Annotated in this window: 21 protein-coding genes; 9 read left to right on the top strand and 12 right to left on the bottom strand. The window is 68.7% G+C overall.

The window, feature by feature from the left end; translation table 11 throughout:
• Nucleotide 1: 1 nt before the first annotated feature.
• From N8A90_RS18225 to N8A90_RS18210, 4 genes are read right to left on the bottom strand one after another with little or no spacing between them, the layout of a single operon-like run.
• Nucleotides 2–928 carry a class I SAM-dependent methyltransferase gene (locus tag N8A90_RS18225; RefSeq protein ID WP_262076418.1) on the bottom strand — a complete coding sequence of 309 codons (927 nt, stop codon included), beginning with the start codon at nucleotides 926–928 and terminating at the stop codon, nucleotides 2–4.
• Nucleotides 925–1,983 (bottom strand): glycosyltransferase family 4 protein, encoded by a 1,059-nt coding sequence (locus N8A90_RS18220; RefSeq protein WP_262076417.1) that lies wholly within the window; start codon nucleotides 1,981–1,983, stop codon nucleotides 925–927. Before N8A90_RS18220 ends, N8A90_RS18225 begins: the two co-directional genes overlap by 4 nt.
• A 16-nt stretch (nucleotides 1,984–1,999) precedes the next feature.
• Nucleotides 2,000–2,419 (bottom strand): 6-pyruvoyl trahydropterin synthase family protein, encoded by a 420-nt coding sequence (locus N8A90_RS18215; protein WP_262076416.1) that lies wholly within the window; start codon nucleotides 2,417–2,419, stop codon nucleotides 2,000–2,002.
• Nucleotides 2,420–2,446: 27 nt separating this feature from the next.
• Nucleotides 2,447–3,421 carry a zinc-dependent alcohol dehydrogenase gene (locus tag N8A90_RS18210; protein ID WP_262076415.1) on the bottom strand — a complete coding sequence of 325 codons (975 nt, stop codon included), beginning with the start codon at nucleotides 3,419–3,421 and terminating at the stop codon, nucleotides 2,447–2,449.
• A gap of 96 nt (nucleotides 3,422–3,517) precedes the next feature.
• Here N8A90_RS18210 and N8A90_RS18205 point away from each other — a divergent pair, with 96 nt between their 5' ends.
• On the top strand, nucleotides 3,518–4,282 hold the full coding sequence (locus tag N8A90_RS18205; RefSeq protein ID WP_262076414.1) for a CDP-alcohol phosphatidyltransferase family protein: 765 nt from the start codon (nucleotides 3,518–3,520) through the stop codon (nucleotides 4,280–4,282).
• Here the strand turns inward: N8A90_RS18205 and N8A90_RS18200 are convergent.
• From N8A90_RS18200 to N8A90_RS18190, 3 genes are all read right to left on the bottom strand, one after another.
• On the bottom strand, nucleotides 4,279–5,298 hold the full coding sequence (locus tag N8A90_RS18200; RefSeq protein ID WP_262076413.1) for a phosphotransferase family protein: 1,020 nt from the start codon (nucleotides 5,296–5,298) through the stop codon (nucleotides 4,279–4,281). The two genes, N8A90_RS18205 and N8A90_RS18200, sit on opposite strands and share 4 nt — an antisense overlap.
• A 31-nt stretch (nucleotides 5,299–5,329) precedes the next feature.
• Complete coding sequence (locus N8A90_RS18195; RefSeq protein WP_262076412.1) at nucleotides 5,330–6,487, bottom strand: acyl-CoA dehydrogenase family protein; 1,158 nt, start codon at nucleotides 6,485–6,487, stop codon at nucleotides 5,330–5,332.
• Nucleotides 6,488–6,656: 169 nt separating this feature from the next.
• Nucleotides 6,657–7,019: an HU family DNA-binding protein gene (locus N8A90_RS18190; RefSeq protein WP_262076411.1), complete on the bottom strand. Its 363-nt coding sequence runs from the start codon at nucleotides 7,017–7,019 to the stop codon at nucleotides 6,657–6,659.
• Nucleotides 7,020–7,386: 367 nt separating this feature from the next.
• Between N8A90_RS18190 and N8A90_RS18185 the strand changes: the two genes are divergently transcribed.
• Entirely contained in the window at nucleotides 7,387–8,085 is a 699-nt protein-coding gene (locus N8A90_RS18185; RefSeq protein ID WP_262076410.1) for a hypothetical protein, read from the top strand.
• A 2-nt stretch (nucleotides 8,086–8,087) separates the two neighbouring features.
• Here N8A90_RS18185 and N8A90_RS18180 read toward each other — a convergent pair whose 3' ends face one another.
• The gene (locus tag N8A90_RS18180) at nucleotides 8,088–8,735 is read right to left on the bottom strand and encodes a hypothetical protein (protein ID WP_262076409.1); all 648 of its coding nucleotides are present in this window, start codon (nucleotides 8,733–8,735) and stop codon (nucleotides 8,088–8,090) included.
• Nucleotides 8,736–9,050: 315 nt separating this feature from the next.
• Here N8A90_RS18180 and flhD point away from each other — a divergent pair, with 315 nt between their 5' ends.
• Nucleotides 9,051–9,404: a flagellar transcriptional regulator FlhD gene (flhD, locus tag N8A90_RS18175; RefSeq protein WP_262076408.1), complete on the top strand. Its 354-nt coding sequence runs from the start codon at nucleotides 9,051–9,053 to the stop codon at nucleotides 9,402–9,404.
• Between the two features lie 60 nt (nucleotides 9,405–9,464).
• On the opposite strand, the gene N8A90_RS18170 is transcribed toward flhD, so the two are convergent.
• Nucleotides 9,465–9,590 (bottom strand): hypothetical protein, encoded by a 126-nt coding sequence (locus N8A90_RS18170; protein ID WP_262076407.1) that lies wholly within the window; start codon nucleotides 9,588–9,590, stop codon nucleotides 9,465–9,467.
• 511 nt (nucleotides 9,591–10,101) lie between these two features.
• Between N8A90_RS18170 and N8A90_RS18165 the strand changes: the two genes are divergently transcribed.
• The gene (locus N8A90_RS18165; protein ID WP_262076406.1) at nucleotides 10,102–10,290 is read left to right on the top strand and encodes a hypothetical protein; all 189 of its coding nucleotides are present in this window, start codon (nucleotides 10,102–10,104) and stop codon (nucleotides 10,288–10,290) included.
• 23 nt (nucleotides 10,291–10,313) lie between these two features.
• Here N8A90_RS18165 and N8A90_RS18160 read toward each other — a convergent pair whose 3' ends face one another.
• A complete protein-coding gene (locus N8A90_RS18160) occupies nucleotides 10,314–11,297 on the bottom strand; it encodes a zinc-dependent alcohol dehydrogenase family protein (RefSeq protein ID WP_262076405.1) in 984 nt (327 codons plus the stop codon).
• A gap of 128 nt (nucleotides 11,298–11,425) precedes the next feature.
• On the opposite strand from N8A90_RS18160, the gene N8A90_RS18155 reads away from it, so the two are divergent.
• Nucleotides 11,426–12,325, top strand: a complete 900-nt coding sequence (locus tag N8A90_RS18155; RefSeq protein WP_262076404.1) for a LysR family transcriptional regulator — start codon at nucleotides 11,426–11,428, stop codon at nucleotides 12,323–12,325.
• 83 nt (nucleotides 12,326–12,408) lie between these two features.
• Here the strand turns inward: N8A90_RS18155 and N8A90_RS18150 are convergent, their stop codons facing one another.
• Nucleotides 12,409–14,259, bottom strand: coding sequence for an EAL domain-containing protein (locus N8A90_RS18150; protein ID WP_262076403.1), 1,851 nt, complete (start codon nucleotides 14,257–14,259; stop codon nucleotides 12,409–12,411).
• 150 nt (nucleotides 14,260–14,409) lie between these two features.
• Nucleotides 14,410–15,720, bottom strand: coding sequence for a sigma-54 interaction domain-containing protein (locus N8A90_RS18145; protein WP_262076447.1), 1,311 nt, complete (start codon nucleotides 15,718–15,720; stop codon nucleotides 14,410–14,412).
• A gap of 326 nt (nucleotides 15,721–16,046) precedes the next feature.
• On the opposite strand from N8A90_RS18145, the gene N8A90_RS18140 reads away from it, so the two are divergent.
• From N8A90_RS18140 to N8A90_RS18125, 4 genes are all read left to right on the top strand, one after another.
• A complete protein-coding gene (locus N8A90_RS18140; protein ID WP_262076401.1) occupies nucleotides 16,047–16,238 on the top strand; it encodes a DUF2892 domain-containing protein in 192 nt (63 codons plus the stop codon).
• 23 nt (nucleotides 16,239–16,261) lie between these two features.
• Nucleotides 16,262–17,146, top strand: coding sequence for an MBL fold metallo-hydrolase (locus N8A90_RS18135; protein ID WP_262076400.1), 885 nt, complete (start codon nucleotides 16,262–16,264; stop codon nucleotides 17,144–17,146).
• Between the two features lie 79 nt (nucleotides 17,147–17,225).
• On the top strand, nucleotides 17,226–18,893 hold the full coding sequence (locus tag N8A90_RS18130; protein ID WP_262076399.1) for a bifunctional protein tyrosine phosphatase family protein/NAD(P)/FAD-dependent oxidoreductase: 1,668 nt from the start codon (nucleotides 17,226–17,228) through the stop codon (nucleotides 18,891–18,893).
• On the top strand, nucleotides 18,893–20,698 hold the full coding sequence (locus tag N8A90_RS18125) for a SulP family inorganic anion transporter (protein WP_262076398.1): 1,806 nt from the start codon (nucleotides 18,893–18,895) through the stop codon (nucleotides 20,696–20,698). Before N8A90_RS18130 ends, N8A90_RS18125 begins: the two co-directional genes overlap by 1 nt.
• The last annotated feature ends 622 nt before the right edge of the window (nucleotides 20,699–21,320 follow it).

Below are 21,320 nucleotides of genomic sequence, written 5' to 3'. Positions count from 1 at the left end.
CTCAGCCCTCGCCGCGCCCTGCGTTCGGCGAAAGCCAACCGATCAGGTCGACATGGCCCACGCGCAGGCGCGTCGCGCCCAGCGTGGCGAGACGACGCGCGCACCAGGCGTCGCAGCGCGTCGTGTGCATCGGGCATTGCTCGATCGCGGCACTCACGAAGCCCTCGATCAGGGCCTGCAGCATCGCGCGATCGGCCGCGCCGCACCTGCCATCGACGACCCAGTCGCTCTCGGCTGCGTGGAGGCAATAGCCCGCGGCCGTGAGGACTTGCGTGGCCGCCTCCACCGCAGCGTCCCCGAGCGCCGTGCCGAAGCCCTTGTCGCGGCGCTGGTGCGCGCGGAAGGCCTCGTGCACCAGCGCGTCGTCGGCATCCGCATCGGCCCACGCGAGACGGCCGTCGACACTGAGCGCCCAGCACACGGCGGCGCCGCCGCCCGCGCAGCGCGCCACCAGCGCCTCGAGCCAGGGCTGCGACACGAGATCGAGCAAGGCGGAGCAGGTGACGAGCTGCGTGCCATCGACAGGCAAGGCGCCGAAGCCCGCGGAGATATCCGCATGGAGCCATTCGACGTCAAGGCGAAGACCGCCGCCGTCGATGCGCAGCACCGCTGCCTCTCCCTGCGGCCGAACCTGCCAGCCTTGCGCATGCGCCCAGCGCGTCAACGTCCCGGGCACCGCAGCCAGCAGGGCCGCATCGTGGTCGACGAGCCGCCAGCGCTGCGTGCCGCCAAGACGCGGCGCGACCTCGCGCAGACTGGCGCCGGTGCCGCAACCCAGGTCGAGCACGGTGATGGCGGCATCGCCGGTGCCTTCGCCACGCAGCTGCGTGGCGAGGGCCTTCCAGTCGAACGCGGCGGCGGCCGATGCGCGCGCCGCGTGGTCGAAGGGCTCGCGCCGCGCCAGCCAATCGGCGCTGAAGCCGCTCATGGCGCCACCGCATCGAGCACGGCCGCGAAGCGCGCGCCGGCGTCGTCCCAGTTCGGCAGGCGCTGCGCCGCTGCATGCGCACCGGCCGCCAGCGCGGCGCGCTCCGCCGCGTCGTCCATCAGGCGCTGCAGGGCACCGCGCAGCGCCTGCGCATCGCCGGGCGGGACCAGCACGCCGGCGGTGGCCGGCACGGTGTCGGGAATGGCACCGGCCGTGCAGCTGACGATCGGCAGGCCGCGCGCCAGCGCCTCCGCCAGCGCCATGCCGTAGCCCTCGTGAAAGGACGGCAGCACGAACAGGTCGGCCTGCGCGTAGAGCGCCTCGAGCGCCCGCGAATCGACTTCGCCGTGCCAGGTGACGCGCTCGGCCAGGCCGTGGCGCGCGACGCCAGCGCGCACCGCAGCGACCGTCGCGTCGTCGCGCGCCAGGCTGCCGGCGCAGTGCAACTGCCACGCCCGGTCCTGCAGGCCGGCCAGCGCCTCGAGGAGCACCGTGTGGCCCTTGCGCGCCGTGACGGTCGCCACGCACAGCAGCGACAGGGCACCGGCGCCCGCACCACCGCCGGTCGCCTGGGGCGCGCGATCGGTCCCGGGCTCAACCACCGTGATGCGCTCGGCCGGCACGTCGAAGGCGGCGAGCGCCTGCGCGGTCGCTGGGCTGGTCACGACCACCTGGCGCGCGCAGGCCAGGGCACGCCGCTCGCTGTCGAAGAGCCGTGACTGCTCGGCCGACGACAGCCCCGACTCGAAGGCCAGCGGGTGGTGCACCAGCGCCACCCACCGCAAGCGCTGCGCATGCTGCTCGACCAGGTCGGGCAAGGCCGAGAAGCCGAGCCCATCGGCCACCACCAGCGCACCGTCGGGCAATGCGTCGATCACGCGCTGCGCCTGTTCGTGCGTGGCAGCGTCGGGCAGCGGGAAGCGATCGCCCGGCGAGCACCGCGTGACGCGCCACCCCGCGGCCCGCAGGCCGTCGACGATGCGGCGGTCGTACAGGTAGCCGCCGGTGCGGCTGTCCCAGTCGCCGGGCACGAGGAAGATGCAGTCGCGCGGCATGCGGGTGCAGCGCCGGTCAGGGTGCGGGGTCCGTCGCCGACAACGGGCCTTCGTAGGCAGCCCAGGCGACGTGCGATTCGTTGAGCCGCACGCGCAGCGATTCGAGCCCACCGGCATGCGCACCGAGTTCGCCGGCCGCCATCGCGGCGGCAATGCGCTCGAAGACCACGCGCGCCAGGAACTCGGTCGTGGTGTTCTGGCCCGCGAAGGCCGGGTCGTCGTCGAGGTTGTGCAGGTTCAGTTCGCCCAGCACCCGGCGCAGCACCTCGGTGGCCAGGGCGATGTCGACCACCATGCCGTCGGCATCGAGCGCACGGCGGCGGAATTCGGCGTCGACCACGTAGGTAGCACCGTGCAGCCGCTGGGCCGGCCCGAAGGCGTCGCCATGGAAGCTGTGGGCGATCATGAAGTGGTCGCGGACGTTGACGCTGTACATGGCGGCAGTCTTTCGGAGAAGGAGGGTTCAGGAATAGTCGATGCGCTGGCACAGCGTGTCGGGCGCACCGGCGGCCAGGCGCGCGAGCACCTGCGGCAGATCGTCGAAGGGCGCGACGTCGGTGACCAGGGCGTCGAGCGCCGGGTCGCGCAGCAGCGACAGCGCGAGCGCCATGCGCCGCGCGTGCGTCCAGCGGCTGCGCTGCGCGGTCGCCACGTGCCCGACCTGCGAACTGCGCAGCGTCAGGCGCCGGGCATGGAAGGCCTCGCCCAGCGGCAGCGCCACGGCGCGGCGGCCGTACCAGCTCAGCTCCAGGACGGTGGCCTCGAATCCCGCGAGACCCAGCGCGGTCACCAGCCCGTCAGGCTGGCCGCTGGCATGCACGACGAGGTCGGCCTCGGGCGTTGCAGCGTCGGGTGTGGAGAAGGCCAGGCCCAGGTGCGCCGCGACCGCTGCCCGCTCGGCACGGACATCGACGAGCTCGACCCGCACGCCCGGCATGCGCGACGCCAGCCACGCGACCAGCAGGCCCACCACGCCGCCGCCGACCACCGCGACGCGGTCGCCGACACGCGGCGCGGCGTCCCACAGCGCGTTGACCGCCGTCTCCATGTTGGCCGCGAGCACGGCCCGCGCAGGCGGCAGCCCGTCGGGCAAGGGATGCACGGCGCTCTGCGGCACGACGTAGCGCGTCTGGTGCGGGTAGAGGCAGAAGACGGCACAGCCCTGCAAGGCGGGCGGCCCCGCTTCGACGACGCCGACGCTGGCATAGCCGTACTTCACCGGTGCGGGAAAATCGCCCTCCTGAAACGGCGCACGCATGCGCGCGTGTTCGCTCTCGGGCACCTCGCCGTTGAACACCAGCAGCTCGGTGCCGCGACTCACGGCGCTGTGCAGGGTGCGCACCCGCACGTCGCCCTCGGCGGCCGGCGCGAGCGTGCCGCTGCGAACCGCGGCGCGGCCGGGCGCCTCGGTCCAGCAGGCGCGGAAATCATCGGACACCACAGGAGGATGAATTGCTGGCATGCTCTTTTCGTGGCCGCGAGGGCGGCGCCCGGACGCTGGCCGATTCGGCGATGACCGATCTTAGTGAAGACGATGCGCACCCACGCAGCCCCACCGCGACCGCGCCGCACCGGCGCATACGACCCGCTTCAGCGCGATGCGGCGTTCGCGCTGGCATGCACCGGCCTCGGGCTCGTCGCCATCGCGGCCGGCATCACGGCATGGGCCGGGCTGGGCGCCTGGTTCGTGCCGAAGGCGATCGCCGTGTTCGGTGCCGCGTCGGCCTTCGTGTGGCACGCCCTGCCGGCGCACGCGCCGCAGTGGCGCTTCGGCGCCGCCAACGGCATCACGCTCTTGCGCCTCGCGTTCGTCGCCCTGTTGGCCGCGGGTGTCGGCGAGCCGGCGCTGCAGACGCCGATGCTGGCCTGGTGCGCCGTCGCGCTGGCCACTGTCACCGCGCTGCTCGACGCCGCCGACGGCCCCATCGCCCGCCGACGCAGTCAGGCCAGTGACTTCGGCGCACGCTTCGACATGGAGACCGATGCGCTGCTGATCGCCGTGCTGAGCGTGCTGGTGCTGGCCCTCGACAAGACCGGTGCCTGGATCCTGGCGGCCGGCGCGATGCGCTATGCCTTCGTGCTCGCGGCCAGCGCGTGGCCCTGGCTCGCGGCGCCCCTGCCGCCGAACGCGCGGCGCAAGACGGTGTGCGTGGTGCAGATCGTCACGCTCATCGTCTGCCTCGGACCCATCGTCACGCGGGGGTGGGCCAGCGTGATCGCCGGGGCCGGGCTGGCGGCACTGGTCTATTCCTTCGGGGCCGACATCCTGGGGCTGGCACGCCGCAGGCCCAGACCCTAGTCGATCAGCGCGACCGCGCGGCGCGCGAAGCCGGCCGCCTGCGCGCCGACCTGCACCGCATCTTCGGCGGCCGCGCTGCCGCGCTTCGCACGCGCCGCGATGCCTTCGAGGATGACGGCGAAGCGGAACAGCGAGAAGGCCAGGTGGAAGTTCGTCACCGGCTCGGCGCAGCCACCGCTGCGCTGGTAGTGCGCGACGTACTCGGCCTGCGTCGGGATGCCTTCGGCCGCCAGGTCGAGGCCGCGCATGCCCTCGAACTCGTCGGCCCCGGTGTGCCAGGCCATGCAGCTGTAGGCCACGTCGGCCAGCGGATGACCCAGCGTGGACAGCTCCCAGTCGAGCACCGCGATCACGCGTGGCTCGGTCGGATGGAACATCAGGTTGCCGAAGCGGAAGTCGCCATGCGCGATGGTGGTCTGGTCGCCCGGCGGAATGTTCGCGGGCAGCCAGGCGACGAGGCGGTCGATGTTCGCGTCCTCGCGGGTGCGCGAGGCTTCCCACTGGCGGATCCAGCGCGTGATCTGGCGCTGGAAGAAGTTGCCCGGCTTGCCGTAGTCGCCGAGGCCGGCGGCGGCCAGGTCGACCCGGTGCAGCTTCGCCAGCGTCTCGGCCATCGCGAGGTAGTAGGCGCGCCGCTCGGCGGGCGCGATCTGCGGCAGCGCATACGTCGACATCACCCGGCCGTCGAGCTTGTCCATCACGTAGAAAGGGGTGCCGACGACGCTGCGATCGTCGCAGTACAGCACTGCGTCGGGCACCGGCACGTCGGTGCCCGCCAGCGCGCGCAGGATGCGGAACTCGCGGTCCACCGCATGGGCGGACGGCAGCAGTTCGCCCGGCGGCTGCTTGCGCAGCACCAGCGCGCGGTTGTCGAAGTCGACGAAGAAGGTGGGGTTGGACTGGCCGCCGCCGATGCGCGCGAGACGCATCTCGCCGTCGAGGCCGGGGATGGCCCGGCGCAGAAAGTCGCGCAGGCGGGCCGGGTCGAATTCGGCGGGTGTCTCTGTTTTTTTCATGGAGAGCATTGTCACCGTGCCGACGGATCGCCTAGCCGCGCGCGATCCGTTTCGCCATGCTCCAGCGGTGCACTTCCGACGGGCCGTCGTAGACGCGGAAGGCGCGCATGTCCTTGAAGATGCGCGCGACGATGCTCTCGTCGGACACGCCGCTGGCGCCGAGGATCTGCACCGAGCGATCGACCACGCGCCATTCGGCCTCGGAACACATCACCTTCGTCATGCTCGATTCGTGCCGGCCCTTGCCGCCCTGGTCGAGCACCCAGGCGCAATGCCAGATGGCCAGCCGCGCGGTGTGCAGGTCCATCTCGTTGTCGGCCAGCATGAAGCCCACGCCTTCGTGCTCGACCAGCGGCTGGCCGAAGGCCTGGCGCTGACGGGCGTAGGCGCTGGCCACGTCGTGCGCGCGGCGCGCCTGGCCGAGCCAGCGCATGCAATGCGTGAGACGCGCGGGCGCAAGCCGCACCTGCGCATAGCGGAAGCCTTCGCCGACGGCACCGAGCACGTCGTCGGCCGGCACGCGCAGGCCGTCGAAGCGCACCACACCGTGGCCACCGGTGAAGCAACTGTCCATGGCGTCGATCTGCCGCTCCACCACGATGGCCGACTGGTCCATGTCGGCCAGGAACATGGTGGCCCGGCCGTCTTCCATGCGCGCCATGATGATCGCGAAGCCCGCGCCGGTGGCGCCGGTGATGAACCACTTGCGGCCGGTGATGACGTAGTGGTCGCCGTCCTGCACCGCCAGCGTCTGCATCATCGACGGGTCGGAGCCGGCGCCGGGCGGCGGCTCGGTCATGCAGAAGCAGGAGCGGATGTGGCCGTCGATCAGCGGCTGCAGCCAGCGCTTCTTCTGCGAGGGCGTGGCGGCCTCCTCCATCAGGTGGATGTTGCCTTCGTCGGGCGCGTGGATGTTGAGCGCGACCGGGCCGAGTGGCGAATAGCCGGCCTCCTCGAAGACGATGGCCTTGTCGACATGCGACAGGCCGAGGCCGCCGTGTTCCTTCGAGGCGTGGGGCGTGAGCAGGCCGTGCGCGCGGGCACGCGCCACCAGGTCGTCGCGCAGCGCCTCGCTCGGCCCGTGCGAACCCTGGCGCGGATCGCGCTCCATCGGGATCACCTCGTCGGCGATGAAGCGGCGGGTGCGCGCCTGCAGTTCGGTCTGGGTAGGCGTGAGGCTGAAATCCATCGGGTCTTCCTTTGACGGGATGCGCAGGCATCCGCAGCGGCCGATGGTGCCGGCATCCCCCGCGAGACCCGGTCATGGACGCGACAGCGAGCACGCACCCAATGAAAAACGGCCCCGCAGGGCCGTCTTCCGAATGCCGACGGACCTTCCGCCGACATCACTCACGCGTTCACTTCTTGGCCGCGGCCTTCTTGGCCGGAGCGGCCTTCTTGGCGACCGGCTTTGCAGCGGCCTTCTCGGCCTTGCGCTTGGCGGCCTTCGGGTCCACGGCCGCCTTGAACGCGGCGCCGGGAACGAACTTCGGCACCTTCTGCGCGGCGATCTTGATCTTGGTGCCGGCCTGCGGGTTGAAGCCCGAGCGTGCAGCACGTGCGACCTGCTTGAAGGTGCCGAAGCCGACGAGTTGCACGGGGTCGCCCTTCTTGACCGCGCCGACGATGGCGCCCGTGATGGTTTCCAGGATGCGGGCCGCTTCGGCCTTGCTGGTGTTGTGGGTGGAGGCGATTTTCTCGACGAGTTCGATACGGTTCACTGAATATTTCCTGAGATGAATTCGCCAGGTTGCCCATGGCGGCAGGGCCGGGGACCGGCTCTCATGCGGCGCGGAGTGTAGCCGCTGCGGCGGCAGGCCCCGCTGACGGACCGGTTGCCGAGGCCAGCAGCGCGAGGTATCGGCGTGCGGTGATGGTGACAAACCATCGGTCGTGGGCAGGGGGGATCCAGGGTCTGTTCGGACGTTTGACCGGACGGTCTTCGCGGTAGCCTTGGTACACAGAAGAAAACCGAAGAGACTGTGCTTCCCGCTCGCGGGCCGACCTGCCGCCGACCCTTGCCACCCCTCGATGAACGCACCCTCGCTTCACCCCATCATCCGTGACGTTCCCGGCGATCCGCACCCCGTGGCCGCAGCCCTCGCGGCCCTCACCGGGCAACCGCTCAGCGCCGTCGAGGCCGTGCTGCGCACGGTCGACACCGACCTGAAGAAGCTCACGCGCCATCAGGGCCCCACATCGATCGACGACGCCGCGCACCTGGCCCTGCTTCGCTTCGGCCATGCGCCGGCACGGCTCTATGGCGACGCGGCCCGCCGCCGTCGACTCGGCGATGTCCTGGACGCCTATGCCAAGGCGCCCGGGCGCCACCCGCAGAAGCTGTTCGTCGTGCGCGAGGACGGTGTGGTGCACGCGATCTGCGGGCACCGCATCTCCGGCGCGGACCGCTCGGCGCCGCGCTTCCTGGAGGCGGAGATCGCAGACCAGCGGCTGGATCTCGATGCCCGCGTGGTCTTCGCCCTGACCTTCGTGGAACGCATCAACGTCCCTGCGGCGCAGCCCGACCACAGCTTCCTCGAGGCTGCCGCCATTGCCGCTTACGCCCTGGCGGAGGCCTACGACATCGACCTGCTTCCCGCCGACTGGCCGTACTGGAGCATCGCCTTCCCGCAGGACCTGACCGACGGCGCCCCCGGGTCCACCCGGCGCCTGGTGTGCGGCGAATACGAACTGCTGACCACCGTGAGCCACCATGTGCGACAGCATGTCGCTGCGGTGGAGACCACCGCGAGCCTCCTGAAAGGCTATTCGCTGGCGCCGCGCTAGGGTCAGGCCTGGACCGCGCCGGTCGCCCAGGCCGGTGGCGGGGTCGAGACCATTTTCGACAGCCTGCAGTGGCGCTGGTAAGGCACGCCGAAATGGCGCTCGAGTTCGGCGCGCAGTTCGTCCGTGAGCTGGCCGTCGTGGTCGCTCGCCTTCATGTCGCCCGACAGGAGCACGCTGAGATCGGCCGCACGAATGCCCAGCCGCATCGAGGCCTGGGCATGCCAGATCGTCACCGCCTCGAACGAGCCTTCGAGCAGGAACATGAGCAGGACCGGTGGCGGCGCAGAGCGACGGTCCTTGTGGCGGTGCAGCGCGTCCCATGCATGCCGGACCGCGATCGGGTTCGCACCATCGACGGCGGCATGAAGCAGCCGCTCGGCGAAATCGTGGCAGCGGGCGAGTTCGGGCTGCCCACCGCGCAATCGCGGATGCACGGTGACAGGGTCGACCGTGTCGTCCGGCAGCCGAAGCACCACGCTCTCCCCGCAGCAGAAGTGCCTGGCCAGAAAGTCGGCAAGACCCTCGTAGTCCACCGTGTCGTGGTCCACACACGGCCGGGGTCCGGCCCGCCACGGCTCGGGAACGGCGGGCTCCGGGGCAATCCAAAGCCCCGCCACCTGTCGAAACACACCTTCCATGCGATCGGTCATGCGCGCCATTGTGCGGTCCCGTCGCCATGGCTCGAAGCACCAAGGTGCCACGCGCCGCGCTGCGGTACCCATGTGTACTTCGGGACTAGTAAAACCCCGCGTTCCGCTCGGGCTCCGCGCCGAAGGCGCTCGAACCGAGGCGCCACCAGGTAATCCATATGCACTACTTTTCGGGTTCAAGCACGATTCTTGTAGGACCGCGCCGACAAAAAACGTGTTGTTTCACACGCTTTGGGGCTGCGCCTACTGGATGGTTAACAAATGTAAAACTCTCGATGGTCTACTTACTTCAGTTGGTTCAACACGGAGTTTCAAGTGGATATCGATTCGAACGACAGCGGCGCAGCGGCCGAGGTGCACAAGGAAATCGGCGACATCAATCTGGCCTACATGCTCCTGGCGCAGAAGCTGGTGAAGCAGGACAAGGCAGCCGCGATGTTTCGCCTGGGCATCGGCCCTGAACTGGCCGAACTGTTGGCCAGCATGTCGCTGTCGCAGATCGTGAAGCTCGCCGCGTCGAAGCTGCTGCTGTGCAGCTTTCGACTCGACAACAAGCCCATGCTGACAGTGGCCGCCGACGACAAGAGCAGCGGCCTGCAGCAGGCTCACATGTCCATCCTGATGGCCGCGCGCCACATGCGCGAAAGCAGCACCGCCAGCTTCGGCTGAAGCGCAGGCGCCTCGGCCCCGGGCCGGCGTCGCGGCCGGGCGCCGCGACGGACCCGGCGGTCAGCCGCGAAAGAACGACGCAACGACCCCCACGAGGGTCATCACGACGCCCACGCGCACGACGTACACGCCCAGCTTGGCAGCGAAGGGGTCTTGCGGTTGCAGTGGGGCATGGCGGGTGTTCATGGCGTCGCTCCAAGGGTGGCCGAACTCGGGATCGGGACGAGCCCGGGACACCGCAAGCATCTCACCCACCCGCTCGGACGCATGGCGCCATCAGGGCCTGGAAGACCGTCCAGTTCGCTCGGTGACGCACTCTCCGGGCCGGGCCCCGCGCTTCCTCGAAGCACCTCGTCCCCGACAGCAGCCTCGGCAGCGCCAAAGGGGCGCACCCATCGCGTCAGACGAGCCGACGCCCTCCCCCTCGAACCGCACGCGCAGCGGCGTCTTCACCGGTTCGGCCCGACCGCGGCACGCGAGGCGCGCCGACCCCATTCGCATGTGCATAAATTCACGAAACCAAGGAAATGCACACGAAAATGAAAACATCGGTACTACAAACGGGCGGCTTTGTTACAGAATTTGGGCTGGTTAACGACCGTTTCCAAATCCTCTTCGGCGCCGCGCAAGCGGCCTCTTTTCAACGCCCCCCGCCCAGCGTGCCGAACGCCGCGGGTCTGCCTGCTGAGCCATTTTCATGTCCAAGTTTTTCCACGGCGGCCACTACGACGACGAACTCGACACCGTGCCCTCGCGTCTGGGCGAGCTGACGCTGCGCAGCCGCCTCGAGCAGCAGGAACAGTACCGCAACGGCTGGCGCCGCAACCTCACGATCGCCGCCCTGGTGGTGATCGCCTGCGTGATCGCGGCGCTCGTGCTGCGCTGAGGGCACGGCGCCGCACACTTCACTCAAGGGATGTCGACAACGACCTTGCCGATGGCTTGGCCGCCGGTTGCGCGAGCGTGCGCATCACCCGCCTGGTCGAGCGTGAATCTCCGGATGTCGACGAGGGGGCGAAGCTGACCCGCATCGACCAGCCTGGCGACCTCGGTCAGGATTTCTCCGTGGTGGGCGCGGCCCTTGCCGCTGAGCATCGGCATCAGCGTGAACACGCCTGAATAGGTGGCCCCGCGGAAAGACAACGGAGCCAGGGCATGGGTACCCCACCCCAGTGCGCTCACGACGTGCCCGGTGTACCGGCGAACCGAATGGAATGACGCATCGAGCGTGGCTCCGCCCACCGTGTCGTACACCACATCGAACCCCTCGTCCGCCGTGTGCTCAAGAACGTAGTCGGCAGGCGCCGAAGCCGTGTAGTCGATGGGCGTGGCGCCCAGCGAACTGACCACATCGAACTGTGCAGGTGCCACGGTCGTGTACACGTCGGCGCCGAATGCACGGGCGATCTGTATGGCCGCGCTCCCGACGCCGCCCGCGCCGCCATGAACGAGCACCTGATGACCCGCACGCGTTCGAGCGCGGTCGATCAAGCCTTCCCAGGCGGTGATGGCGACCAACGGGAGGGCCGCCGCATCCCGCAAGGCCAGGCTTTTCGGCTTGTGCGCGAGGAGCGCCGCGTCTACCGCAGCGTACTCGGCCAAGGTGCCTTGCAGCCCGCCCACGCCGCCGACCAGACCATAGACCTCGTCCCCCACTTGGAAACGAGTCGCGCCGGCGCCGACTTTGACGACCACCCCTGCGAGATCCATGCCGAGGACCGCGGGAAGCGGGTGCCTGGCATGCGCGGCCACCCCGGCTCGGATCTTCGTGTCCAGCGGGTTGACGCCGCTGGCGGCGATACGCACGAGAACATGCCCCGGCGAGACATCTGGAACCGGACGGTGGACGACGTCGAAAGAACCGTTCGCTTCGCGAACAATGGCGGCTTGCATGGTGGAGGGAACGACTGAGCGGGGCATGAGGAAGTCCTTCTTGAAGCGGTGGGGTGAATCGAGGACTTCACTTTGGGCTCTTCACATTTGAATGTAAATTCACAGTATTGAACTCTCTTCATTCATTTATGAATGCACTCGGGGACTGGGGCGACATCCGCATCTTTCTGGCAGTTGCTCGTTCACGCTCCCTGAGCGGCGCAGCACATCTGCTGGGGATGTCGCAGCCGACGATGGGGCGCCGCATACGAGCACTGGAGGCGTCGACTGGCCAAACGCTGTTCCAGCGCGGGCGCGAAGGGTTCCAACTCACGGACGAAGGCGCCTCGATACTGCTGCACGCAGAGCGGATGGAAGAAGAGGCGCTTGCCATCGAGCGACAACTGGCAGGTCAAGGCGCTGAACTGCGGGGGCTTCTGCGCGTGTCGTGTTCAGACTGGTTTGGTCTTCATGTTCTGTCGCCTGTGGTGGCGCGATTCACAGCGCTGCACCCGGGTGTGCGCATCGACCTCATCACGGATTCGCGTTTTCTCGACCTGGCCCGGCGGGAGGCCGAACTCGTATTCCGGATTCGGCCGTCGGAGAGTCCGGAGGTGGTGCAGCGAAAGCTGATGCAGATGCGTTACGCGCTGTATGGCCCTGCAGGCGTGCCTCCGCCCACGGTGGGCGATGGCATCGGCATCCAGCTCATCACCCTCGACTCGGCGCTCGAAGACCTTCCCGATGTGCACTGGCTGAGGAATACCTTTCCGGCGGCCACGTTCGCGGTGGGCAGCAACAACCGCGATGTGCAGGCTCGCATGTGCGCCTTGCGGGCAGGTTTTGCCGTGCTGCCCACGCTGCTGGGCGACCGTTTTCCCGGCATCGAGAGACACGACATTCACCCACCGCCCCCGAGCAGGGATGTATGGCTCGCCTACCACCGTGACCTGCGCGGCTTGGCACGGTTGCGCGCGTTCCTGGACCTGGTCGTCGGGAGCCTGGGCGAGGCGACCGGTGAATGGCCCTCTGGTTCCGACGCTCGGTGAAGACAACCGCATGAACGCACCGACCAGGCCGCCGGTCGAAGACCGGTGGGGATGCACGCCCCATGACTCGACCCCCTGCGGGTTCAACGCACCCGAGCGACGTCCCCCGTGCCCGCAAAGCAGACCGCAATTCCCGACGGCGAAAGCTTGGCGTCGTGTTTCGCAGTCGCAGCGTCCATCGCCACTTCTTCTGCACGCTGGTAGACCCCGGGAGCTGCAACGACAGCGCCCATGGAGATGGTGGTGCAGGGGAAAAACCGCCGCACGCCATGCCGATCCTCGGCGTCGAATCCCCCGGCGATGCGAGCGTCTTCATCGAGCAAGGCGCAGGCCTCTTTCTGAAAGATCTGGATGATGGCTTCGCAGCGAACCTGCCAATCCACGCTCTGGAAGACGATCACGAAATCGTCGCCCCCGAGGTGACCGACAAAGTCACGGTGCGAGTCGCAATGCGAAAGGATCAATCTCGCGGTGAGCCGGATCATCTCGTCGCCCCGGGCGAAGCCATACCGATCGTTGAACGGCTTGAAGTTGTCGAGGTCTGCGTGGCAGGCCACGAATGCCACCCCTCCGGCAAGAAGCCTGTCGATATGAAGACTGACGGGGATATTGCCGGGCAGGAAAGTCAGGGGGTTCGCGTGCCTGGCGGCCTCCAGCCGGGTTTCCGTGACCACGCGAACCAGCTGATCGCCCGTACCGAGGCCAGCGTAACGCCCCTTTTCGGTGACGATGAACCCCTCGCTGAGATAGCGCTGATCGCTGGAAGTCAGCACGCTGGCGAGCGCCTCGATGGACGCGTCGCGCTCGATCACGCAGGGTGCCGGGTTCGCCGAATCCAGGCATGCCTTCCGACCGTGCACTTCCCGGAAGTAGAGGCGCGCGTACTGGTCCATGAACTGCTGACGCGGGATCAAAGCGACCGGGCGGGCGTCCTCGACGACCGCCAAGGCATGCAGTTGCGGGCGCCCCTGGAACATCGCAGCGACTTCGTCATTGGTGGTGCGCCACGTCAGGGCGGGGGCCTGGATGACCGCGAAGTTCTGCAGGGCCGCAGGTCGGCGCCAGCCTGAATCGACGGGTACGAGGTCCGCGCCGGCCTCGAGGTCACGGGCCCTGCCGGCTGGCGGCGATGCGATGTTCCGACTATCGGCTTTTCGCGCCACATGCTTGCCTTGCCCATAGGGGATGCCCAGACTCAGAACCACCTGCAGATCGGCGTTGGCGTCGATCCCTTCGGCAATGAGCTGTGTGCCGAACTCTGCCGCAACCTCGCAGATACCGCGGACGATCGTTCGTTTGCGCGGGTCGATGGCAACGTCGGTGATCCATTGCCTTCCAATCCGCACGTAGTCGGGTTCGAGTTCGCACCAGGACCGAAAGCTGGCGTGTCCGGCCCCCTCGTCGCCGAGGGAGAGCCGCCCACCGGCGGCACGGAGCACCTTCACCGCATCGTTCAGCACGGCGCCGTCCCACGGCCGGCCCGGCCCCGTGATCTCGATCAGCAGCCTGTCGGCCGCAATGTCCAGCGCTGCGAGCGCCTGCATCAGCCAGCCCTGTGAATCCTTGCGCATGGCGTCCACGAACGCATCGGCGCTCATGTTGACGAGGATGCGTCGTGCGTCCGGGAGCTCGGCCCATCGCGCCAGGACGATCTCCGTCGAGCGCCGTTCGACGTGCGGAAGCGTCTGCTCCGTCGCTTCAGCGTCCAGCGGCGACATCGTTTGACGAGTCGCGAGGACGGCGACATCGTGGACCGAGGCCTCCTGGGCGAAAACTGACCCGTCGCGAAGGTCGACGACAGACCGGAAGAAGGCATGCGGCAATGGGTGCGGGCGAGCAGGACCATCCGGTTCGCGATGCGCAGATGCCGGCTGACGCCTCGCAGGGCGCCCTTCCGACGGCAAGCCCGGAAGGGCCGGAACGCGCTGCGTCATGACGCCCCCGCTGAAACACAAGTATTCATTCGCCTGGATGGTACGAACCAGTCATGTCAGATCGACCATGGGCAGTCTGGCCGCCCGAGAAAACCTGCACGCGCGCCGGACATTTTTCGGACCGGTGGTCCTGCCTCGGCGTGCCGGCGGTCAGGCGAGCCCCAGCGCCTTGAGCCGCCGGTACAGCGTGCGTTCACTCAACCCCAGTTGCCGCGCCAGCTCCTTGCGTGTGCCGCGCGTGGTGGCGAGCAACTGGCGGATGGTGGCGTCCTCGATCTCGCCGCGACGGCCCACCCCCTGCGCGAGCGGAGGCGCGGCACCCGGCGAGGGCGGCATCGGCACCGCGCCCAGCATTGCCGGCAGGTGCTCGACGCGGACAACGCCGTCGTCGGCGAACAACCGGGTCCGCTCCAGCACATTGCGCAACTCACGGATGTTGCCGGGCCACGCATGCGCCTGCAACCGGGCCATGGCCGCCGGATCCACCACCAACCGGGGCTGGCCGCTGTCCCCGCGCTGCAGGAACGAATGCACCAGCAGCGGGATGTCCGACACCCGGTCGCGCAGGGGCGGCAGATCGATGGGAAAGGCGCTGATCCGGTAGTACAGGTCCTGCCGGAAGCGCCCGTCGGCCACCATCTGGTGCAGCGGCTTGTGCGTGGCCGCGACCAGGCGAAAGTCGGACTGGTGCGTCTCGATACCCCCGACGCGGCGGAAGGTGCCCGACTCGATCAGCCGCAGCAGCTTGACCTGCATCGCCAACGGCACCTCGCCCATTTCATCCAGAAAGAGCGTGCCTCCCTTGGCCGTTTCCACCAGCCCAGGCTTGCGCGCATGCGCACCGGTGAACGCCCCTTTCTCGTAGCCGAACAGCTCGCTCTCGAACAGGGTCTCGGTCAGGCCCGAACAATCGACCACGACGAAGGGCCCGCCGGCGCGCGGACTGGCTTCGTGCACCGCACGGGCGAACAGCTCCTTGCCCGTGCCCGACTCGCCCAGCAGCAGCACCGGCAGCATCGAGGGGGCCACGCGCTGCACGGCCGACAGCGCGGCGTTGAAGGCCGGCGCCTGGCCCACCAGCCCCTCGCCGCTGGGCCGCGCCGAAGCGCTGCGCACCGTCGCCAGGCGCTCCACGTAAGCCACCACCTCGCGCCGCGCATCCAGGATGGGCCGCAGCTCCACGTCCACATGCTCGGGGCCGCGCGGTGTGTGGTGGATGTGCAGCACGCGGTCCGGGCCTTTCATCTCCAGCGCCTTCTTCATCGGGCAGTGCTCGCCGGCCTGGTCGCACGGCACGTCGTAGTGGTGCGAGACGCGGTAGCACTTGTCGCCCAGGTACGGCTTTCCCACGGCGCCGAACTGGCGCTGGTAGGCGGTGTTGGCGGCGAGGATGTTGTAGTCCGGGTCGAGCACGATCATGGGCTGCGACTCGTGCTCCAGGTAGGACAGCAGGGCCTGCATGGGCTGCGCGGCCTGGCTCGGGGCTGCGGCGCCGGTGGCTGCCAGCGCAGCGGGTTCGCGGGGGGCACGGGACTGCATGCCGCGATTGTGCGCGAGGACTGCCACTTCTGCCACATCGATGCCATTCACTGCCACAAGAAACTGCCAGCCTGGCTCCAAGGGCCTGCGCCGCTGCTGCTCACCAGGCCGGCGAAGAAATTAATCTTTATAAATCATCGACTTACAAGAGACTCCATGGGGCATCGCGGTTTGGCACGGCTCTTGATAACAGTCAGGCATGGCTGCCGTTCGTGCAGCCCTGGCCGCTCATCTCAGGAGACAGAAACATGAAGACCAATGAAGGCACTCTGGACCGCAGCTTGCGCATCGTTGTCGGGCTGGCGCTCATCGCCATGGCCGCGACGGGTGTCATCGGGATGTGGGGCTACATCGGCGTGGTGCCACTGTTGACGGGGGCCATCGGCAACTGCCCGCTCTACACCCTGCTCGGCCTCAACACCTGCCGCACACCCCGCTGAACCGCCCACCGGAGGACAGGACCATGAACACCCGCCGCACCCTGCAGGTCGAAGGCTTCTTCGACGATGCGACCTCCACCGTCAGCTACATCGTGCTCGACCAGGCCACGAAGCAATGCGCCGTGATCGACAGCGTGCTCGACTACGACCCGAAATCCGGCCGAACCTCGCACGACAGCGCCGACCGGCTGATCCAGCGCGTGCGCGAACTCGGCGCCACTGTGCAGTGGATCCTGGAGACGCATGTGCACGCCGACCACCTCTCGGCCGTGCCCTACATCCGACAGGCGCTGGGTGGCCGCCTGGGCATCGGCCAGCACATCGCCACCGTGCAGAAGGTCTTCGGCACGCTGTTCAACGCAGGCGACGGTTTCGCGCACGATGGCCGCCAGTTCGACCACCTGTTCACCGACGGCGAAACCTTCGCCATCGGCGAACTGCGTGTGCGCGCGCTGCACACGCCAGGCCACACGCCGGCCTGCATGACCTATGTCGTCAGCGACGCGGTGCAGACCGCCGCCTTCGTCGGCGACACGCTGTTCATGCCCGACTACGGCACGGCGCGCTGCGACTTCCCCGGCGGCGATGCGCGCACGCTCTATCGCTCCATCAACAAGGTGCTGGGCCTGCCACCCGAGACCCGGTTGTACATGTGCCACGACTACCAGCCCGGCGGGCGCGAGGTGAAGTACATCAGCACCGTGGCGGAGCAGCGCGAGTCGAATGTGCATGTACGCAACGGCATCAGCGAGGACGAGTTCGTGGCCATGCGCCACGCACGCGACGCCACGCTGGCCATGCCCGTGCTGATCCTGCCGTCGGTGCAGGTGAACATGCGTGCGGGCGAGCTTCCCGAGCCCGAGAGCAACGGCACGCGCTACCTCAAGATTCCGCTCGACGCGCTCTGAACGCAGTTCGACGCGCCACCCCGCGCAGGCCGCCCGCAGAGCGGCCGCGCCCCTTGCATCCCACCTGGAGACACCACCCATGGACATCCGCCCCCTCACCGACGCACTGTCGGTCTCCCCTCAGATCACGCCCGCAGACCTTCAGGCCGTGCGAGATGCCGGCTTCAAGTCCGTCATCTGCAACCGTCCCGATGGCGAAGGCGCCGACCAACCCAACTTCGGCGAGATCGAGCGCGCCGCGCTGGCGGCGGGTCTGCAGGCCCGCTACCTGCCGGCCGAATCGGGCAAGGTGGCCGACGCGCATGGCGTCGCATTCGGTGCGCTGATGGCCGAGCTGCCCAAGCCCGTGCTGGCGTTCTGCCGCACCGGCATGCGCTCGACCACGATGTGGGCCCTGTCGCAGGCGGGCGGGACAGGGCTGCCGCAGATCATCGAGCGCGCGTCCAAGGCCGGCTTCGACCTCAAAGGCGTGGTGCGGCGCATCGTCAACGGCGGCAGGACGCCGGTGGAGGTGGCCGACGCCTCGCACGCCGTCGTCATCGTCGGTGCCGGCGCGGCCGGCATCGCGGTGGCGGCCAGCCTGCTGGCGCGCAGCCCGGGCCTGGACATCGCCATCATCGACCCCGCCACCATCCACTACTACCAGCCCGGCTGGACCATGGTGGGCGCGGGCGTGTTCGACGCCGCCAGCACCGCCCGCACCATGGCCAGCCTGCTGCCGCGTGGCGTGCACTGGCTCCAGTCGGCCGTGGCCGCCTTCGAGCCCGAGCGCAACGCCGTGGTGCTGGACGGCTGCCGCGTCGTCAAGTACGAGCAGCTCGTGGTCTGCCCCGGCCTGAAGCTGGACTGGCATGGCATCGAAGGCCTGGTCGACGCGCTGGGCCGCAACGGCGTGACCAGCAACTACCGCTATGACCTGGCGCCCTACACCTGGGAACTGGTGCGCCGGCTGCGCGGCGGGCGCGCCATCTTCAGCCAGCCCCCCATGCCCATCAAGTGCGCGGGCGCGCCGCAGAAGGCCATGTACCTCTCGGCCGACCACTGGCGCAGCGCCGGCGTGCTGCCGGCCATCGACATCCAGTTCTGCAACGCGGGGGCGGTGCTGTTCGGCGTGGCGGACTACGTGCCCGCGCTGATGGAATACGTGAAGGCCTACGGCATCGGCCTGAACTTCGGCGAGACCCTGGTCGCCGTGGACGGGCCGGTGCGCAAGGCCGTCTTCAGCCGCGCCCTGCCCGACGGCAGCACGGAGCGGATCACGCGCGAGTTCGACCTGCTGCACGCCGTGCCGCCGCAGAAGGCGCCGGACTTCGTCCGCGTCAGCCCGCTGGCCGACGCCGCCGGCTGGGTGGACGTGGACCCGGGTACGCTGCGCCACAAGCAGTTCGCCAACGTTTTCGCGTTGGGCGACGTCGCCAATACCAGCAACGCCAAGACCGCGGCCGCCGCGCGCAAACAGGCCCCGGTGGTGGCGCACAACCTGCTCGCCACGCGCGGCACGGTCAAGGGCGATGCGCAGTACGACGGCTACGGCTCCTGCCCCCTGACAGTGGAGCGCGGCAAGATCGTGCTGGCCGAGTTCACCTATGGCGGCAAGCTGGCGCCGAGCTTCCCCAAGTGGCTGATCGACGGCACCCGCCCCTCGGCCCTGGCCTGGCTGCTGAAGGAGCGCATCCTGCCGCCGCTCTACTGGGACGGCATGCTCAAGGGCCGCGAATGGCTGGCCCAGCCCGAAATGGTGGGCTGATGCAGACACCGGCGGTGCGCGCGGCGCGTGCGGCACGGGGCGGCTGGCGGCGTCTGCTGCCCTCCTTGCCGGTACTGGACTGGGGCCGGCGCTACGACCGCGCCACCTTCGCGGGCGATGCCGTGGCGGCGCTGATCGTCACCATCATGCTCATCCCGCAGAGCCTGGCCTATGCGCTGCTGGCCGGCCTGCCGCCCGAGGCGGGTCTGTACGCCAGCGTCGCGCCGCTGCTGCTGTACGCGGTGTTCGGCAGCAGCCGCGTGCTGGCCGTGGGGCCGGTGGCGGTGGTGTCGTTGATGACCGCGGCGGCCGTGGGCGAACACGCGCCACCGGGTTCGGCCGCGTACTGGCCGGTGGCCATCACGCTGGCCTTCCTGTCGGGCACCATGCTGCTGGCCATGGGGCTGCTGCGGCTGGGGTTCATCGCCAATTTTCTGAGCCACCCGGTGATCTCGGGCTTCATCACGGCCTCGGGCTTGCTGATCGCGGCCAGCCAGTTGAAGACCCTCATGGGCGTGCAGGCGCAGGGGCACAACTTCGTCGACCTGCTGCTGGCCCTGGCGCGGCAGGCGGCGCAGACGCACTGGCTGACGCTGACCGTCGGCATGCTCGCCACGGCCTTCCTGTTCTGGGTGCGCAAGCGCCTCAAGCCGCTGCTGATCGCCTGGGGGCTGGGGCCGCGGCTGGCCGACTTCCTCGCCAAGGCCGGCCCCGTGGCCGTCATCGCCGTCACCACCGGGTTGGCCTGGGGACTGGACTGGCCATCCCAGGGCATGAAGATCGTGGGGGCCATTCCGCAGGGCCTGCCAGCTTTCAAACTGCCGAGCTGGGACTTGGCGCTGTGGCGCGACCTGGCCATGCCGGCACTGCTGATCAGCGTGGTGGGCTTCGTGGAATCGGTCTCGGTGGGCCAGACGCTGGCCGCCAAGCGGCGCCAGCGCATCGCGCCCGACCAGGAGCTCGTCGCCCTCGGCGCCAGCAACCTGAGCGCCGCGTTCACGGGCGGCTTCCCCGTGACCGGAGGCTTCGCACGCTCGGTGGTGAACTTCGACGCCGGCGCGCAGACACCGGCGGCCGGCGTCTTCACGGCTGCCGGCATCCTGCTCGCCACGCTGTTCCTGACACCCGCGCTGTACTTCCTGCCCCAGGCCACGCTGGCCGCCACCATCATCGTGGCGGTGCTGTCGCTGGTGGACTTCGGCATCCTGCGCCGCACCTGGGCCTATTCCAAGCCGGACTTCGCCGCCGTGGCCGCCACCCTGCTCGCGACCCTGGCGCTGGGCGTGGAAACGGGGCTGCTGGTGGGCGTGGGCGTGTCCCTGGCGCTGTACCTGTGGCGCACCAGCCGACCGCACATCGCCACCGTGGGCCTGGTGCCGGGCACCGAGCACTTCCGCAACGTGCTGCGCCACGCCGTGCGCACCAGCCCTGCACTGCTGAGCCTGCGCGTGGACGAAAGCCTGTACTTCGCCAATGCCCGAAGCCTGGAAGACCATGTGAACGACGCCGTCGCCGCACAGCCCGCACTGCGCCACGTGGTGCTGCAGTGCTCGGCCGTCAACGCCATCGACGCCAGCGCGCTGGAAAGCCTGGAGGCGATCGAGCACCGCCTGCGCGATGCGGGCATCACGCTACACCTGTCCGAGGTCAAGGGGCCGGTGATGGACCGGCTGCGGCGAACCGACTTCCTGCGCCAGCTGGGCGGTCAGGTGTTTCTCACCCACTACCAGGCCGTCGCGGCGCTGACGCCGGAGGTGCTGAGCGAACCTGCCATGCGGCCCGCCGGATCCAGGCCATGCGACTGAACGCCCTGCCCTGGCCGAGTCGGCGGCGCGCTCGGGGACTCAATGGGCGCGTTCCTGCGGAACGCCAGCAAACGTACGTGACGACGGTCGCATAACTCCTTGATTTTGAAGACTTTTCCCGAAAGTGCGCCAATGCATTCGCGAAGACTGCGCCACTGGAGGTTCGATTCTTCCGCTTTCGCGCCACTCAACAAACGGACACTCCGGCAACATGACTTTGAAGAAACGAGCGGACGAGAAAACCCTAGACCTCGCCGTGTGCATCGCCCTCGCCACCCATTCAAGCGAGGGAGAACAGGCCGACAAACCTCCGTCTTGAATGCCGGTGTTGCGGCGAACGGCGGCTGAGCAGTTGGCGGAGGGTCCTCCCGCGGTAACCCGCGTGTCTGCGCAGACTACGAATCAGGCAAGCCAGCGGCCTTTCGCAGCGTTTGGAGTTCTAAACGCGCCGATTCTCGGATTTCGTGCCGATCGAGCTCGACTGCATTCTCATCGATGCAGGTTTTCCAGTGGCTTTCGAGCCAGGGATCCCTCGTACTAAAAGCTTCGACGGCATAGTCAAGCCAACTGTTGTAGCCGTCGGGCGGCGGCAGCGGTTTCTGAATAGTGAAGAAATACTCCT

The sequence above is a fragment of the Variovorax sp. N23 genome (genome assembly GCF_025486315.1).
Taxonomy (GTDB): domain Bacteria; phylum Pseudomonadota; class Gammaproteobacteria; order Burkholderiales; family Burkholderiaceae_C; genus Variovorax.
The sequence above is the reverse complement of the archived record's forward strand: the minus strand, read 5'-3'. Positions and strand labels throughout refer to the sequence as shown.

Bases quoted from the DNA above. Each gene is read 5' to 3' on its own strand.
- N8A90_RS18145 (WP_262076447.1), bottom strand. From the start codon at position 15,720: ATGCAGGCCCTGCTGTCCTACCTGGAGCACGAGTCGCAGCCCATGATC.
- N8A90_RS18220 (WP_262076417.1), bottom strand. From the start codon at position 1,983: ATGCCGCGCGACTGCATCTTCCTCGTGCCCGGCGACTGGGACAGCCGC.
- N8A90_RS18170 (WP_262076407.1), bottom strand. From the start codon at position 9,590: ATGAACACCCGCCATGCCCCACTGCAACCGCAAGACCCCTTCGCTGCC.
- N8A90_RS18225 (WP_262076418.1), bottom strand. From the start codon at position 928: ATGAGCGGCTTCAGCGCCGATTGGCTGGCGCGGCGCGAGCCCTTCGAC.
- N8A90_RS18215 (WP_262076416.1), bottom strand. From the start codon at position 2,419: ATGTACAGCGTCAACGTCCGCGACCACTTCATGATCGCCCACAGCTTC.
- N8A90_RS18160 (WP_262076405.1), bottom strand. From the start codon at position 11,297: ATGCAAGCCGCCATTGTTCGCGAAGCGAACGGTTCTTTCGACGTCGTC.
- N8A90_RS18150 (WP_262076403.1), bottom strand. From the start codon at position 14,259: ATGACGCAGCGCGTTCCGGCCCTTCCGGGCTTGCCGTCGGAAGGGCGC.
- N8A90_RS18200 (WP_262076413.1), bottom strand. From the start codon at position 5,298: ATGAAAAAAACAGAGACACCCGCCGAATTCGACCCGGCCCGCCTGCGC.
- N8A90_RS18125 (WP_262076398.1), top strand. From the start codon at position 18,893: ATGCAGACACCGGCGGTGCGCGCGGCGCGTGCGGCACGGGGCGGCTGG.
- N8A90_RS18205 (WP_262076414.1), top strand. From the start codon at position 3,518: ATGCGCACCCACGCAGCCCCACCGCGACCGCGCCGCACCGGCGCATAC.
- N8A90_RS18135 (WP_262076400.1), top strand. From the start codon at position 16,262: ATGAACACCCGCCGCACCCTGCAGGTCGAAGGCTTCTTCGACGATGCG.
- N8A90_RS18165 (WP_262076406.1), top strand. From the start codon at position 10,102: ATGTCCAAGTTTTTCCACGGCGGCCACTACGACGACGAACTCGACACC.
- N8A90_RS18130 (WP_262076399.1), top strand. From the start codon at position 17,226: ATGGACATCCGCCCCCTCACCGACGCACTGTCGGTCTCCCCTCAGATC.
- N8A90_RS18195 (WP_262076412.1), bottom strand. From the start codon at position 6,487: ATGGATTTCAGCCTCACGCCTACCCAGACCGAACTGCAGGCGCGCACC.
- N8A90_RS18155 (WP_262076404.1), top strand. From the start codon at position 11,426: ATGAATGCACTCGGGGACTGGGGCGACATCCGCATCTTTCTGGCAGTT.
- N8A90_RS18140 (WP_262076401.1), top strand. From the start codon at position 16,047: ATGAAGACCAATGAAGGCACTCTGGACCGCAGCTTGCGCATCGTTGTC.
- N8A90_RS18180 (WP_262076409.1), bottom strand. From the start codon at position 8,735: ATGACCGATCGCATGGAAGGTGTGTTTCGACAGGTGGCGGGGCTTTGG.